Annotated in this window: 17 protein-coding genes; 6 read left to right on the forward strand and 11 right to left on the reverse strand. The window is 35.8% G+C overall.

The window, feature by feature from the left end:
- Positions 1-36 precede the first annotated feature (36 nt).
- From dnaB to BUA03_RS05565, 7 genes are all read right to left on the reverse strand, one after another.
- Positions 37-1,581, reverse strand: a complete 1,545-nt coding sequence (dnaB, locus tag BUA03_RS05535) for a replicative DNA helicase (protein WP_066077886.1) — start codon at positions 1,579-1,581, stop codon at positions 37-39.
- 143 nt (positions 1,582-1,724) lie between these two features.
- Positions 1,725-2,678 (reverse strand): acetyl-CoA carboxylase carboxyltransferase subunit alpha, encoded by a 954-nt coding sequence (locus BUA03_RS05540; protein ID WP_066077883.1) that lies wholly within the window; start codon positions 2,676-2,678, stop codon positions 1,725-1,727.
- Between the two features lie 91 nt (positions 2,679-2,769).
- The gene (locus BUA03_RS05545) at positions 2,770-3,681 is read right to left on the reverse strand and encodes a DMT family transporter (protein WP_066077882.1); all 912 of its coding nucleotides are present in this window, start codon (positions 3,679-3,681) and stop codon (positions 2,770-2,772) included.
- Positions 3,668-4,756: an LptF/LptG family permease gene (locus BUA03_RS05550; RefSeq protein ID WP_066077880.1), complete on the reverse strand. Its 1,089-nt coding sequence runs from the start codon at positions 4,754-4,756 to the stop codon at positions 3,668-3,670. The genes BUA03_RS05545 and BUA03_RS05550 overlap by 14 nt, the downstream gene beginning before the upstream one ends.
- 73 nt (positions 4,757-4,829) lie before the next feature.
- On the reverse strand, positions 4,830-5,960 hold the full coding sequence (gene tgt / locus BUA03_RS05555) for a tRNA guanosine(34) transglycosylase Tgt (RefSeq protein WP_066077878.1): 1,131 nt from the start codon (positions 5,958-5,960) through the stop codon (positions 4,830-4,832).
- 543 nt (positions 5,961-6,503) lie between these two features.
- Positions 6,504-7,586 carry an ice-binding family protein gene (locus tag BUA03_RS05560; protein ID WP_066077877.1) on the reverse strand — a complete coding sequence of 361 codons (1,083 nt, stop codon included), beginning with the start codon at positions 7,584-7,586 and terminating at the stop codon, positions 6,504-6,506.
- 357 nt (positions 7,587-7,943) lie between these two features.
- Positions 7,944-8,114, reverse strand: coding sequence for a winged helix-turn-helix transcriptional regulator (locus BUA03_RS05565; protein ID WP_317041089.1), 171 nt, complete (start codon positions 8,112-8,114; stop codon positions 7,944-7,946).
- Between the two features lie 186 nt (positions 8,115-8,300).
- Here BUA03_RS05565 and BUA03_RS05570 point away from each other — a divergent pair, with 186 nt between their 5' ends.
- Together BUA03_RS05570 and BUA03_RS05575 are read left to right on the forward strand one after the other, a co-directional pair.
- On the forward strand, positions 8,301-8,813 hold the full coding sequence (locus tag BUA03_RS05570) for a VOC family protein (protein WP_066077875.1): 513 nt from the start codon (positions 8,301-8,303) through the stop codon (positions 8,811-8,813).
- A 47-nt stretch (positions 8,814-8,860) separates the two neighbouring features.
- Positions 8,861-9,946: an L-dopachrome tautomerase-related protein gene (locus BUA03_RS05575; RefSeq protein WP_066077874.1), complete on the forward strand. Its 1,086-nt coding sequence runs from the start codon at positions 8,861-8,863 to the stop codon at positions 9,944-9,946.
- Positions 9,947-10,069: 123 nt separating this feature from the next.
- Here the strand turns inward: BUA03_RS05575 and BUA03_RS05580 are convergent, their stop codons facing one another.
- From BUA03_RS05580 to BUA03_RS05590, 3 genes are all read right to left on the reverse strand, one after another.
- The gene (locus BUA03_RS05580) at positions 10,070-10,534 is read right to left on the reverse strand and encodes a hypothetical protein (RefSeq protein WP_066077872.1); all 465 of its coding nucleotides are present in this window, start codon (positions 10,532-10,534) and stop codon (positions 10,070-10,072) included.
- Between the two features lie 105 nt (positions 10,535-10,639).
- Positions 10,640-11,479, reverse strand: a complete 840-nt coding sequence (locus BUA03_RS05585) for an alpha/beta hydrolase (RefSeq protein ID WP_066077870.1) — start codon at positions 11,477-11,479, stop codon at positions 10,640-10,642.
- Between the two features lie 179 nt (positions 11,480-11,658).
- Complete coding sequence (locus BUA03_RS05590) at positions 11,659-12,036, reverse strand: hypothetical protein (RefSeq protein WP_066077868.1); 378 nt, start codon at positions 12,034-12,036, stop codon at positions 11,659-11,661.
- A gap of 377 nt (positions 12,037-12,413) precedes the next feature.
- Between BUA03_RS05590 and BUA03_RS16865 the strand changes: the two genes are divergently transcribed.
- The 4 genes from BUA03_RS16865 to BUA03_RS05610 all read left to right on the forward strand — a co-directional run bounded on the left by BUA03_RS16865 (position 12,414) and on the right by BUA03_RS05610 (position 14,368).
- Positions 12,414-12,551 carry a hypothetical protein gene (locus BUA03_RS16865; RefSeq protein WP_245792563.1) on the forward strand — a complete coding sequence of 46 codons (138 nt, stop codon included), beginning with the start codon at positions 12,414-12,416 and terminating at the stop codon, positions 12,549-12,551.
- 171 nt (positions 12,552-12,722) lie between these two features.
- Positions 12,723-13,037 carry a cyclic nucleotide-binding domain-containing protein gene (locus tag BUA03_RS16870; protein ID WP_072675719.1) on the forward strand — a complete coding sequence of 105 codons (315 nt, stop codon included), beginning with the start codon at positions 12,723-12,725 and terminating at the stop codon, positions 13,035-13,037.
- Between the two features lie 17 nt (positions 13,038-13,054).
- Positions 13,055-13,339: a rhodanese-like domain-containing protein gene (locus tag BUA03_RS05605; RefSeq protein WP_066077863.1), complete on the forward strand. Its 285-nt coding sequence runs from the start codon at positions 13,055-13,057 to the stop codon at positions 13,337-13,339.
- Between the two features lie 459 nt (positions 13,340-13,798).
- Positions 13,799-14,368 carry a YciE/YciF ferroxidase family protein gene (locus BUA03_RS05610; protein WP_066078863.1) on the forward strand — a complete coding sequence of 190 codons (570 nt, stop codon included), beginning with the start codon at positions 13,799-13,801 and terminating at the stop codon, positions 14,366-14,368.
- 128 nt (positions 14,369-14,496) lie between these two features.
- Here the strand turns inward: BUA03_RS05610 and BUA03_RS05615 are convergent, their stop codons facing one another.
- Entirely contained in the window at positions 14,497-15,591 is a 1,095-nt protein-coding gene (locus tag BUA03_RS05615; protein ID WP_066077861.1) for an alkene reductase, read from the reverse strand.
- Positions 15,592-15,601 lie beyond the last annotated feature (10 nt).

Consider the following 15,601-nt stretch of genomic DNA (forward strand, 5'->3'; position numbering starts at 1 on the left):
TATTTGTAAAAAATAAGATTTAATTACTTTATTTATTTAAAAGGGAACATCACTGTCATCATCCACACCATTAAAATTACTTCCAAAAGCATCATTTGCTGATGGTAAATTTTTTGTAATGAAAGGATTATCATCCTGATTCATACTAGAAGGTAAATCATCATATCCGCCACTGAAATCTTCTAGATTATCAAACTTTCCTAGATGACCAATAAATTTTAATCGAACGTTTTCTATACTACCATTACGGTGTTTAGCAATCATTATTTCTGCTTGACCAGCTGTTGGCGAAGCTTCATCATCATCCCATTCATCAATTTTATAATATTCTGGTCGATACAAGAACGATACAATATCCGCATCTTGCTCAATCGCACCCGATTCACGAAGGTCAGACAGTAATGGTCTCTTACTAGAACCACGGGTTTCCACCGCCCGCGATAATTGAGAAAGGGCAATCACAGGAACATTTAATTCCTTTGCTAATGCTTTTAAGTTTCGGGATATCGTAGAAATCTCTTGCTCTCTATTTCCCCCTCCTTTGCCGTTTCCTCCAGCAGTCATCAATTGCAAATAATCGACAATGATAATTCGGATTCCGTGTTGTGAAACTAAACGTCTGGCTTTAGCTCTTAAATCAAAAATCGACAAAGAAGGCGTGTCATCAATAAACAAGGGTGCTTTCTCTAGGTTTTTTACTTTGGTACTCAATTGCTCCCATTCGTGCTTTTCCAGTTTTCCGGTACGCAATTTTTCCGAAGACAATCCGGTCTCAGAGGAGATTAAACGGGTAATCAACTGAACTGATGCCATCTCCAGAGAGAATAAAGCTACGGGCATTCCATAATCAATAGCCATATTTCTGGCCATAGAAAGTACAAATGCAGTTTTACCCATTGCTGGTCTCGCCGCTATAATAATTAAATCACTAGGTTGCCAACCTGAAGTTATCTTATCTAATTTATCAAAACCGGTTGCTACACCACTCAATCCTTCTTGTCCAGCAATTTCTTCAATTCGTTTCTTTGCTTGTAAAACTAAACTTTGAGCGGTCTCTGAACTTCGTTTTATATTTCCTTGTGTTACTTCATATAATTTTGATTCAGCTCTGTCTAACAAATCAAAAACATCAGTCGTCTCATCATACGAATCTTCAATAATTTCAGTCGAAATCCGAATCAGACTGCGTTGAATGAATTTTTGCAAAATGATTCTAGAGTGAAATTCAATATGCGCGGAAGACGATATCTTTTGTGTTAGCTGAATGAGGTAAAAATCACCGCCTGCCAATTCTAATTTCGCATTTTTCTTGAGTTGGGCAGAAACGGTTAATAAGTCAATAGGCTGGGTTTCTGTAAACAGCTGAACAATAGCCTCAAATATATGTTTGTGTGCTTCTTTATAAAAAGCGTCGGGCTGTAAAATATCAATTACATCATCAACCCCTTTTTTATCAATCATCATGGCACCCAGTACAGCCTCTTCTAAATCGAGAACCTGCGGTTGCAATTTTCCTTTTTCAAGGCTTATTATTGTAGTTTTATCAACCTTAACAGGATTAATATTTCTGAAGTTTTCCATAAAGCGAAAGTAGCGAAAATTAAAAAAAGATGGTCTTTGAGTTGTTACAAATAATTGTTCATAACTAACTATTTTTTGTTTATAACCAAAAAAAATCCGTCTCGTTTGTCAACGAGACGGATTAAATTTCATTTCATAAACATTTATTCCTTGTACTCGCCCATTTTACTGTACTTATCCATTCTTTGGGCAATTAATTGTTCTGTTGATAAGTCTTTCAGCTCATTAAATCCTTTCATAATATATTGCTCTACCGTTTTGAAGGCAGTTTCTCTATCATAATGAGCCCCTCCTAAAGGTTCTGGAATAATATCATCTACTAATTTTTGTTTTTTCATATCGGCAGAGGTCAATTTCAAAGCCTCAGCAGCCTGTTCTTTGTATTCCCAACTTTTCCATAGAATAGAAGAGCATGATTCTGGCGATATAACAGAATACCACGTATTTTCCATCATGTATACTTTGTCTCCAACACCAATTCCCAATGCGCCACCGGAAGCTCCTTCACCGACAATAACAGTAATAATAGGTACTTTTAACCGAATCATTTCAAATATGTTTCTGGCAATAGCTTCTCCTTGACCACGTTCCTCCGCTTCTAACCCTGGATATGCTCCAGGAGTGTCAATTAAGGTCAAAACGGGAATGCCAAATTTCTCTGCCATTTTCATCAATCGCAATGCTTTTCGGTATCCTTCTGGATTTGCCATACCAAAATTACGGAACTGACGCGTTTTAGTATTAAATCCCTTTTGTTGCCCAACAATCATAAACGATTGTCCATCAATTTTTCCTAAACCACCTATCATGGCTTTATCATCTTTAAAACCTCTGTCACCAAAAAGTTCCAGAAAAGTATCCCCGCACAATGCACGAACATGATCCATTGTGTACGGACGACTTGGATGTCTAGACAACTGAACGCGTTGCCAAGCAGTCAAATTCTTATAAATATTTCTTTTGGTCTCTTCTAGTTTTTTGTTGATTTGCTTGCAAGTATTCGTTACATCAACATCTGATTCCTGACCAATAATAAGACATTTGTCTAACTGCTCTTCTAGTTCTTTTATTGGAAGCTCAAAATCTAAATATTCCATAGGATTTTTGCGTTTTTGTTTTTATTTCGAACCGCAAATATAAAATTTTAAATCGTTCGAAAAGGTAAATATTCTATTTATGTGTAAAAATTCACTTTAACAAAGGTGAAGTATCTTCTTTAGTTTTACTCTTCTGATAGTGTTTAATTACACCATTTAGGATTACGGTAAGCACTATAATTAATGCTCCAATGTAAAACTCGAAACTCATTTTTTCTTTTCCCCCAAGGATGAAATACGCTAAAACAATACCGTAAACGGGTTCCAAATTAGTGGTCAACATCACAGTGTACGGAGTCAATTTCTGCATCACTTTTACAGAGGCCGTAAAGGCATAAGCGGTACAAATTGAGGCCAACACCAAAATTAGAATCCAATTGTTAGTTGTCAAAATAAAAAAGTCTGCAGTAAATTTACCTTCGAATAAAAAGTAAATTGAAATGAAGCCCACGCCAGCCAAAAATTCATAGAAGGAAATCACAGAAGGATCATGATCAGCGATCAATTTCCCATTCATCAATGTAAATAAAACGCCTAAGATGATGGATGCCAAAGCATATACCATTCCGTCCAAATAATTTATTTCGACCTTCATAATCAAGGCCAAACCTGCGATGATAATCAATCCAAAGAACACTTCGTACCACAGCACTTTCCGACCATAAAAAAGTGGTTCTAAAATGGAGGCAAAAAAAGCGCCCAGCGAAAAAACAGAAAGTGTAATGGATACATTAGATACATGAATTGCTTTGAAAAATAAGATCCAATGAAGCGCAATAAGCAATCCTACAAAAATTAATTTTAAGAAAGATTTTAAGGGAATTTTAAATGATTTTTTCTTGAAGATCAAAAACAAAGCTAGAAAAATACCGGCAAAAAACATGCGATACCAAACTAAAGCGTCTGCGGTTATAGTTATCAAGGCACCTAAGATGGCGGTAAAACCCCAAATAAAAACAATTAAATGGAGGTTTAAATAACTTTTTAAATTATCGTTTTGCATTTCGTAATAAATATATGGCTAGAATCCCAAAGGCAATGTTAGGCAACCAAACGGCTAACATAGGTGGAATACTCGATTTTTCGGCTAATACTCCAAAAATCTTATCAAAAAAGACAAAGGCGAAAGCAAGCGCAATTCCTATGGCGAGATTCGTTCCCATACCGCCTCTTCTTTTCATCGAAGATACAGCAACAGCAATAATAGTAAGAATAAATGCCGATACTGGAACACTGTATTTTTTATACAAAACCACGAGATATACATTTATGTTAGAAGAGCCTCGTTCTTTTTCTTTTTCAATAAATGCATTCAATTTTCCCAAACTTAACGTTTCCGCAATGTAAACAACAGGTGTTAAATCCTCCAAATCAAAAGTAAAAACGGCGTCTTTTTGCGGTAATTTTTCGATTTTATCATTCAATTCGCCTACCGTCCTTTTAGTATAATCATACATCGTGTAGGTGCTGTCCTTTGGATTCCACTTTATTCTACTGGCTGTAATTTTATGCACCAATTGCTGCTTTTTAAACTTTTCCAATGAAAAATTAAAAGCCGTTTTCGATTCGGTATTAAAACTATTTACATAGATAAATTCATCATCACTAATTTGGCGGTACACATCCGTATTATCACCACGCATAGCTTCTTTTCCACCGCCTTTTAAATAGGTATATCTAAAGTTGTTGAAACCTTCACTGGCTGCAGGAACAACGAAAAAACCCATTAACAAGACAAATACAGAAACGATTGAAGCGCCAATTATATACGGTCTTAAGAAGCGGGTGAATGAAATTCCCGAACTTAAAATAGCAATAATCTCTGTGTCATTTGCCAGTTTAGATGTAAACCAGATTACCGATAAAAATAAAAATATAGGAAAAAGAGAATTTGCAAAATAAACTGTAAAGTTGTAGTAATAGAGTGCAATCTCTAAAAACGGAACTTTATTTTCCAGCATTTTGTTGATCTTCTCTGAAACGTCAACAACAATTCCTATAGGTATAAACAACAATAACATCACGGCAAACGTGGCTAAATATCTTTTTAGGATGTATTTGTCTATTATTGTTAGCATGTTTTGAATTATGAGTTATGAGTTATCGATTATGAGCTATAAGTTACCTCATAATTGATACCTGATAATTATTTTATAGTCTTTGGCTCATATTTTTCACCATCATTTCTTTCCAAGATCTAAAATCTCCGGCTAAGATATGTTTTCTGGCTTCACGAACCAACCACATATAAAAACCAAGATTATGGATTGTAGCAATTTGTTTTCCCAAGTATTCATTAGCTGCAAAAAGGTGTCTTAAATAGGCTTTAGTATATTCTGTATCCACATAAGTGATGGCCATTTCGTCAATAGGCGAAAAATCATCAGCCCATTTTTTATTTTTAATGTTTATCGTTCCATTTGCGGTAAACAACATCCCATTTCTGGCATTTCGAGTTGGCATCACACAGTCAAACATGTCGATTCCCAAGGCAATATTTTCTAGAATATTAATCGGAGTTCCCACGCCCATTAAGTAACGGGGCTTGTCTTCGGGTAAAACTTCACACACCACTTCGGTCATTGCATACATTTCCTCTGCTGGCTCTCCCACTGAAAGTCCGCCAATAGCATTTCCCTGTTGATTGGAGTTCGCAATATATTCTGCGGATTGTCTTCGTAAATCTTTGTACGTACTTCCTTGAACAATGGGAAAAAAAGTTTGGTCGTACCCGTATTTAGTTGGTACTTTTTCCAAATGATTGACACAACGGTCTAACCAGCGGTGGGTCATGTGCATCGAGCGTTGCGCATAACGATAATCACAAGGATATGGGGTACACTCATCAAAAGCCATGATAATATCAGCGCCAATGGTGCGTTGAATTTCCATCACATTCTCTGGTGTAAAAAAGTGGTATGAACCGTCAATATGCGATTTAAACTTTACGCCTTCTTCCTTAATTTTTCGGTTAGCCGAAAGGGAATACACTTGGTATCCGCCAGAATCCGTCAAAATATTACGATCCCAGTTCATGAATTTATGCAATCCACCCGCTTTCTCCAAGATTTCGGTCTGCGGGCGCAAATATAAATGGTACGTGTTTCCCAAGATAATATCCGGGTTTATATCTTCTTTCAATTCCCGTTGATGCACCCCTTTTACAGAGGCTACAGTTCCAACAGGCATAAAAATTGGGGTCTCAATTACCCCATGATCAGTAGTTATGCTTCCCGCTCTTGCTTTAGACAGCGGGTCTTTTTTTAATAAATCAAATTTCATAATAACGTATTTCACCCGATTGTTCGGCTGGCAAAGATAGGTTAATTCGATAATTTGAAAATTAGATAATTACAAAAATAAATTAAGATTTAGAATTTCCTGCTAAAATGGTGTTGGAACACAAAACTTTCCTTTATCTACGAGGGATTGTTAGGTTCAAATCTAAGTGTATAAAGTACTATTAATTACGCTAAAATAATTTGAGGGGTGTGCGTCGTGATTGATTATTCGTTCGGCTTTGCAATTTCCACACCGTCGGGCTCCCCGATAACAATCGGAACACGTCGCACTTCAGCCGCTGAAGAAGCCCCATTAAGCATACCTGTACTGATTCCCAATAAAATAATGGAAACGAAGCTATAGAAAACGACTCTTTTGTTGGAGTTTAGCTTACAATTGGAAAGCTTTATGTCTGTCAAGGAATAAACTAGCCTATTTTCTAGGCATTTCTATGAGAAGCAAACCACACAGCGAGAGGTTATTAAATATAAAAAGAGGTGCTCCATAGGAACACCTCTTTAAATACTATTTTTTTACTTTAACTTATTGTGGTTGTACCACGGTGTTTCCATCAAGAATCACGGCAGTTTGCGCTAAGGCTCTTCCATAAAAAGATGCTCCTGTTCTAAAAGTCACCCCTGTCTTGGACAAGATAATACCTTCAAAATGAGAGGTAGATCCAAAAGTGGCTTGGCCAGCTACTTGCCAGAAGATGTTTGAGGCTTTAGCCCCTCCTTGCAAAATCACTCTTGTTGCAGCACTCATTGCTAGATCACCTGAAATCTGGAAAATCCATACATCATCTGCAGATCCTGAAATGGTTATATTAGATGGTACTGTTACAGCACTAGTCCATTTATAAAGACCTGGAGTCAATGTTTTCCCACCGATATTTCCTGTACCCAATTCAAGAAAATTAGGAGATGGACGTCCGGCTGCATCATTGTAAGCTGTAATCATATTTTCAACCGCTGTGGTAAGATTTGTTGATGTTGGAGAAACCATGTCAGCAGCAAATACTTTTCCTGTAACTTGTGCGGCCTTTGCATAACCGGTAAAATCTGTTAAAGAAAACCCTGTTATATACGATGTCGCTGCAGGACTTAGCCCTAGGTCTCCTGTAATTACAGACGTTGGTACATTAGTGATTGTAGTCTTTGCAAGAATTACATAATTTCCTGCTGAACCAAGACTAACGGCTTTTAAGCCGGCCGCTACGGTAGCGGTAGTCGTAAAGTCCCATTGCTTATTAGCACGAATAGCTATTCCTTCTGCACTTTTTACTCCCGTAGTTACTGTAGCGGTGTAAAGTGTGTTCGCTGCAAGAACAGTTATCGGAACAAACTTTGCAGTTGTACCTGAATATGAAACTGTTCCTAATACTGGAGTTCCTGCTTGTTTTAATGTAAACGTAGTAGTATTAATAGATGACGCATCCATTTGGACACTAAAGTTTACGGAAACAACTTTATTTCTGGCAACGTTTGTATCACTAGTTAACGGACTAGTTAACGCCACAGTAGGAACTGGTGCAGGACTCGATTGGGTATTCTCGTCATCTGAACAACTCGTAAATAATACAACCATTGCAATCGCAGAGGCTGATAGTAGGTTTTTAATTTTCATGTTTATCTGTATTTGTGAAGTTTAAAATTATCACACCACAAATGTAGGGCTGCTTCAAACCATTGATATTACATAACAAGACTGTTAAGTTGTATAATTCGCACTTTACTTTTAGTATCCTAAAATGGTATATTTTTTAAAATAATAGCGATCACTTAGCAGATGGAATATCAGGGAAATTAATTATCTATAAGTTTGCACCTCTTTTCTCAAAGCTTATTTTCGATTCATACCGTCTATGCTCAACTGCTACTCTAATAATACCGTCCAAAAAGACGTTAAAATTCACTAGTATTATTTTCAGCTCCCTAACTATCTAAGATTCGTAAAATAGTTTCGAGCGATCTGCCTCTCTGCTCAATTTGTATTCTCCTTGGTTGGAACCATCACAAAAAATTTTCTGGAAATAAGGCCGTCTTTTTTTAATTCTCTTACGGTTTGGGCAACCATTTTATTAGAAATACCGGAGATTTTCTTTTGCAGTAATCCGGAATGTAAACCGCCATCTAGTAAATGAAATAAAATCAAAGGTTTCCATTTAGTCCCAATTAAACCCAGCATAGAATTAAGACGTCAATAATTTTTTTTGCTTATTTTAAATTTTAATCAATTGACAATCTGTATTTTACTATTTTAAGCAACTATACTACTTTAAAGTAGGTTATTGCTATTGATATAAACATAGCCTAAATTTGCAATGTAATACCGTAACACATGGCTACTCAAACAAAATATCCAAAAGCATTTTCTCATATCGGAATCACAGTTCCTACTATTAAAGAAGCAGTTGAGTTTTACTCAGAGGTAATGGGCTGGTACATTATTATGGAACCGTCTACAGTAAAGAAAGAAAAGGAAACGGCCATTGGTCAAATGTGCATTGACGTTTTTGGCGAAGATTGGGAAGAATTTGAAATTGTACATTTAGCAACTTCAGATGGTACAGGTATCGAATTATTTTCTTTCCCTCACGGAAGTAAAGAAGCACCGGAATTCAATCCTTTCAATACGGGTCTTTTTCATTTTTGCATACACGATCCAAACATTGAAGACCTCATCGCTAAAATTGTATCTTACGGTGGCAAACAAAGAATGCCTATTCGAGAATATTATCCAAATGAGAAACCTTTTAAAATGTGTTACGTACAAGATCCTTTCGGAATTGTTTTCGAAATATACACGCACAGTTATGAACTGACTTATTTTTCTGGAGCCTATTCAAAATAAAACCAATTATATAACAGATACAATTGAACTTCTAAAATTTAACTAAAATGAAAAAAACTTTTAATTTACTAGCCCTTTTTATAGTGTTTGTTTCTTGTAAAGAAGCAGTAAACAATAAAATCGACATTGAAACAACAAAACAAACAAAAAGCAGCACAAACGAAGTTCAGCAAGTGGCTGAATTTAAAGGGCAACAAGTAACAGGTGTGACCGTAAGCACGACAGGACGGATTTTCGTCAACTTTCCTCGATGGAGAAAAGGAGTTGAGTATTCGGTGGTTGAGATCACTAGCGACAATCAAAAAGTAGCTTATCCTAATGAAGAATGGAATTCATGGGAAATTGGGAGCGCAGTTGAAGATCAAAAATTTGTTGGTGTACAATCTGTAGTGTCTTTTGAAAACAAACTCTATGTATTAGACACCCGTAATCCTTTATTTGGAACCGTTTTAGACGCACCGAGACTTTTTGTATTTAATTTAAGTGACAACAAATTAGAGAAGACTTATACCTTGAAAAAAAACAGTTATTATCCTAATTCATATATTAACGATTTGCGCGTTGATAAAAAAAACAACAAAATCTATTGTACGGATTCTGGTAGAGCCGGCTTAATTGTATTGGATATAACTTCTGGAAAATCTGTCAGAGTTTTAGACAATCATTTCTCTACAAAAGCGGAGCAATCCTATTTAACTTTCGACAACAAAAAATGGGTGAATACTATTAATTCTGATGGAATTGCATTAGACACTAAAAATGACTTACTGTACTATCATGCCTTAACGAGCTACAGTTTATATTCTGTACCCACAAAAGTATTAGCCAAAGGAACTACTAAAGAAGTAGAACAATCAGTGAAATTTGTAGCAAAAACAGCAGCCCCTGATGGAATGATTCTGGACAAAAATGGCACTTTATACTTTGCTGATTTGGAAAACAGTAAAATCATGTACCGAAAACAAGACGGGAGTATTCACGTATTAATCGAAGGCGCTACAATAAGATGGGCCGATACCTTTAGCATCTACAACAACTACTTGTATTTTACCAACTCTAGAATTAATGAAGTGACAGGCGATATTTCGAATATGAATTTCACTTTAAATAAAATAGCTTTGGATACTAACTAAAAAAGAGCAAAGTGTCTTGTCGATTCAAGAGTCTTTTAGGTTTTATCAGTAAAAAGACCGCTTTAAATTTCTTTTAAAGCGGTCTTTTTAGAATTTATTTTTATTTGCTTCTAAGTGTGTACTTTAAAACACACCCAGTTTCACCCTTGGCATCCCCACTTCTATTTGCGTATTTATGCTGCTTCTAGGGGCTCTATTCTCGTAGTGTGGTTGGCGATACCCATAGTAGTAATAAGCTGCATTTTGATACCAGTAGTTACTGTGGTTGCAATGAATGTCACATTGATTGTGATGCGCTGCATAATCGTCTTTTTTAGCCTGAAGATATGCGTTGTAGGCTCTTCTATTATTTTTCCTTAATTCCTTTTCATATTGTTTTTGTTCCTTCCAAAAGGCACGCTCTTCGTTTTTACCTTTGACTTTTAACTGTTGCTCGTGCTGAGCGTCCTTTAAACCTCTTTGCTGATAATATGATAATTCATTTTTTGTTTGGACCTTAATATCTTGATTAAGTCCTGATTCCTGGGCATTCAACTTTGGCAAGAAACAAAAAATCATTATTACTACAATGCTTTTAACTGTTTTCATAATTTTTAAATTAGTGTTATTACAATAGTCTTTGATTGATAACTACACTAATAAGACAACTCCAAACTAATTTACCCTACCTCACTACCCATTAATCGTAAAAAATTATTTTATATTGCTTTTCATAAAGTCTATAACCTCATCAAACCTATCGCTCCAAGGATAGAAATATTGCACTACCATAGGAACATGCTTTTTATTCAATCGTATTGGTGTCACATCTGGCTGAAAGGGCTTCATGGCCGATAAAAAACGACTATTCGCTACTTTAATAGAATTATAGGTTTTATCTCCTACATAAATTAAAAAAGGCGGTGTGTTTTTATTTAAAAAATAAATGGGCGAAGCGGCTTTCCATTGCTCGGGATTTGAAGTCCAAGTGGTTAAATAATCGTCTTTCGAGGTGGGCGGATTTCCTTCTAAATAATTTTTCATATCCAATCCAGCTGCATCGTTTAGTATTACACCGGAAATACTTTTGGGATCAATGCCATATTTAGGATTCATAACTGCTAATGCTCCAAGATGTCCACCTGCTGAATGTCCAGTAATGAAGATTTGACTGGGATTACCATTGTACTGACTGATATTCTTTTTAGTCCACTGAATTGCGGACGCAATTTGTAACGCCATATCCTCGTAAGTGGCGTTAGGGCTCAACGTATAATCTGGGATCACAGTAACTACTCCTTTGCGTGCAAAGTTTCTACCTAACAAATCATAGGTTCCTTTTCGACCGCTATTCCAGTTTCCTCCATGTACAAAAATTAACACGGGTACTTGTTTTACACTTGATTTTCGAGGAACAAAAATATTCAACTTTGGCGCTTTCAAGCTACTTTCATTCTGAGATTCTAGATAAGAAACATCAGTATTTTTTTTTGCACCGCAATTTGCTAACAGAAGGGCATTCAATACAACTAGGATAACTACTGGAAAACGCATATTTACTTTTTCACGAATATAAGATTAAAAAAAATACTGGCTGCAACGATTATTTCAAAAAAACCTCCAGACTAGTACAATAAAAATTCTCTTTGCTTGCCCTTTTATTTAAAACAAGATAACTCATAAAAAAGGCTGCCCTATTACAGACAGCCTCCATTACTTTATTTACAAATCGATTAGTTGAATTGTGTTGCCACGTATTCAAGTAAACTCTCATCACTCATTTTATTAGAAGTGCTTTCTGTAGTCTCAACATTTTTATATTGCGCAGTGTCCTTTAAATAGTTAATAAACTGTTCTTGAGCAGTACCCGTTCCTGTTACATGCAATTCATCCACATTTTGCATGTGAGCTGTGATGTTTTTAAATAGTTTGCGAAGCAAATCTCTCTCGGCATTGTTGGCCGCATTTTCGCTGGTGTTGTAACCTTGTCCGTCTACGGTTTCGTGTCCTAGTATTACAAAATCACCCGAGTCTACATTTTCTCTTCCAACAATAGTTGCATGGTGTGTATCCATCCAAACTCCAAACTGTTTTTTACTTTTCTCTGACATAATTAATTGTTTATTTATTAAAAATTTTATTGTTACAAAATTAAAAACAGCACTACTACTATTCCAATTTATCTTATTTTAAAGATACCAAAATTAATCTTAAACAAGATCAATATTAACAAACAATTAATTATTAAACAGCTTTGATTCATCGTTTTTTGTTCTAAAAAAACTTCCCTAATGTGTTTAAATTTATTCCGATTTAGAATAATATCTCGGCTACTAAAGCAGTAAAAATCCATCAAATAAAATTTCTTCTGAACTCCACGATAACGAGCTAATTCATACTATTAAGCACGATTTCAACTTGGGTTTTTGCATTGCCTTTATTGTTTGTACCGTTACTTTCAAAAAACAAACCACTAAATGAGAGTAAGATGCACGAAGGGCTAAAAAAGTATATAGCTAGCAGAACTGTCATTGATGAAGAGGAAATGGACTTGATGTGTTCCTTTTTTACACCTTTGCAAACAAAGCGGAATGAAATCTTGGTTCGTTATCAGGAAATGGGTTAAGAGTATTATTTTGTAAATAGGGGCTGCATTAGACTTTTTACAATTAAGAAAGAAGGAACGGAAACCTCCCGCTTTTTTGCTTTTGAAGGTGGTTTCGGAACGGCTTTACCTAGTTTTATCGATCAGCAACACGCTTTAGAATATTTACAAACTATTGAAAAATCTGCGTTGTTGGTTATTTCAAGAACTGACTTTTATCATCTTGTAGCAACACTACCTGAATTTGCAGTACGCTACAGAGAAATTCTTGAATTAGGTTTTATAATGACTCAAAAACGCATTTATGGTTTTCAGGGCTTTGATGCCTTGGAAAAAGTTAAATGGATTATAACCAACCAACCGCATTTTTTATTACGTGTCTCCAATAAAATGGCCGCTTCGTATTCAGAAATTCCTCCTTCTACTATAAGCAAAATAAAACCGACCCTAAATCAGCTTGCTTATTGTATTTTTGTACCGGTAGGATTTAAATACAACGAGGTCTAATCTCAAAACATAAAAAAATGGAAGTAGCCAAAATAATTAATGAAAAAAGAGGAACTATTGTCGATGTGCGTTCTTATGATGAATTCATGGGTGGTCATGTTGTAGGATCTATTAATATTCCACTGAATGAAATACCCCATAGAATGCAGGAAATACAAGAATTAAAAGCACCATTAGTGGTCTGTTGTGCCTCTGGAAATAGAAGCGGACAAGCACAAGTTTTTCTGACGGCACATGGAATCGAAAGTTACAATGGTGGCTCTTGGCTGGATGTGAATTACCTTCAAGCTCAATCTGAATAACGGAAAAAGTAGGCTAGAAAATTAAACAGTAGCAGTACCAAAGTAAACAATTCTTGTCTTTAAAATTAGCAGTTATTTACAGTACATATTTTGGCCAAACTATCGGTTTGATTACTAATGCACAGTCATCTACGCATACTAGAACTTATTAATCCTTGTACACGCTCTAGGTGTATTCAGGAAATTCAAGTAATTTGGCAAAAAGCATTTAACATGAAAGGGCTGTGCTGTACTGTATGTTAGTGCCAGATGAAGTAATCAGCCATACAAAATTAGAAGACAAAAGGTTCGTTTCAGAACTTTAAATAATACAAATCTTATTTATAATTAGTTAATTAACAGTTATTTAAAGCTTAATATGTTTAATTTTATTGCACTTAAAAGTTAAGTAAACATTGGATAGGAGAACCTATGAATTCGATTGTTTCTCTTGTAAAATTAATCTTAAAAACTACCGTTATGAGAACCGCAATTAGTAAAAACGAAAGTATTAAAGGTACTGCAAAAGGAGAAACCAACTCGACACATGGATTACGAGATTTATTTGAAGTTGGATTAAAAGATATTTACTGGGCGGAAAAAGTATTGACTAAAACCTTACCCAGAATGATGAAAAATGCGTCATCACCAGAACTAGTTAACTCTCTGAAAAATCAGCTGAATGAAACGCAGGAGCATGTAGCTCGCCTCGAGAAAATATTTGAAACCACTGGCGTTGCAGCTACAGCCAAAAAATGTGAAGCCATGGGCGGCATATTGAAAGAAACTAATAGTCTCATTAAACAAACCAATCACGGAGTAGTTCGCGATGCCGGAATTATTGCAGCAGACCAAAAAGTAAAGCATTATGAAATTGCGACGTATGGCACATTGCATGCGTATGCAAAAACATTAGGTGAAAACAAAGTGGCCAGCTTACTAGCGATGAGTCTGGATGAAGAAAAAAAAACAGACGCTGCATTAAGTGAAATTGCGATGTCACAGATCAACAGGCTAGCCCACAAGGCTACTGCAATAACCAACACATAGGAATATGATTTTACAAGCGAATAGAAATTTATAGTTCTTTTAAAAAAAGAGAGCCCGCAATAGGCGGGCTTTCTAATGAATTATAATTTCTCCTTGAAATAAAATCTTGTTTAAAAAAAAGACAGGCGTTATTCAGCCATAGCGGGATAATCGATATATCCTTTCTCAGTATCAGTGTAAAACGTAGTTTGGTCTGGCGTATTTAATGCTGCATCCGCTTCAAATCGAGCCACTAAATCTGGATTAGCAATAAAGGGAACTCCATAAGCTACAAGATCTGCATCTCCGTCTTCAATAACTTTGATTCCCGTTTCCTTTGTAAAACTTTTATTGATAATTAAGGTTCCTTTATAAAAAGGTCTGAAATGCTTAGCCACTTCAGTAACAGCAAAAGGCACATCCGCAACTGGGGTAAAAGGCTCTGTTAAATGTACGTACGCTAATCCATAATCATTCAATCGGTTTACAATATATTCATGCGTTGGAATCGTGTTTTCATCTAGCATCATTCCTTGTGCATTATGCAATGAAGGGTTCAATCGAACGCCAACTTTTGAATAATCAATAACACCTGCCAAAGCATCTAAAATATCAAATAGAATTCGGGATTTATTTTCTATTGAACCACCGTATTCATCCGTACGATGATTGGAATAACCATTAAAAAATTGTTGCAATAAATAGCCATTGGCTGCATGCAATTCTACTCCATCAAAACCTGCCGCAATAGCATTTTTAGCTCCGTTTTTAAAATCTAAAACCGTTTGGTTGATGTCAGCAATCGTCATTTCTTTTGGCACAACCGTATCTACAAAACCATCATTAGTATAGGCTTTCGCATAAGGATTCAGTGCTGAGGGCGCATGCGGCAATTCACCATGATGTAAATCCGGATGCGATAATCGTCCAGTATGCCACAATTGAGCAAAAATTGTTCCTCCTTTATCATGCACCGCTTTGGTAACTAATTTCCAACCTTCGGTTTGCGCTTCGCTATAAATTCCGGGTACATTAATAAAACCCACAGCCTTTGTACTCACAAATGTACCTTCGGTTATCATTAAACCCGCTGTAGCTCTTTGTTCGTAATATAACGCAGTTAATGCAGTAGGAACATTTCCGTGGTTATTGGAACGGCTTCTTGTCATTGGTGCCATTACTATTCGGTTTTTTAAAATGCGGGTTCCCAAAGTATAAGGTTGGAATAAAATTGATTTGCTCATTTGATTTTTT

Origin of the sequence: Flavobacterium fryxellicola (genome assembly GCF_900143245.1) — a bacterium.
GTDB lineage: Bacteria > Bacteroidota > Bacteroidia > Flavobacteriales > Flavobacteriaceae > Flavobacterium > Flavobacterium fryxellicola.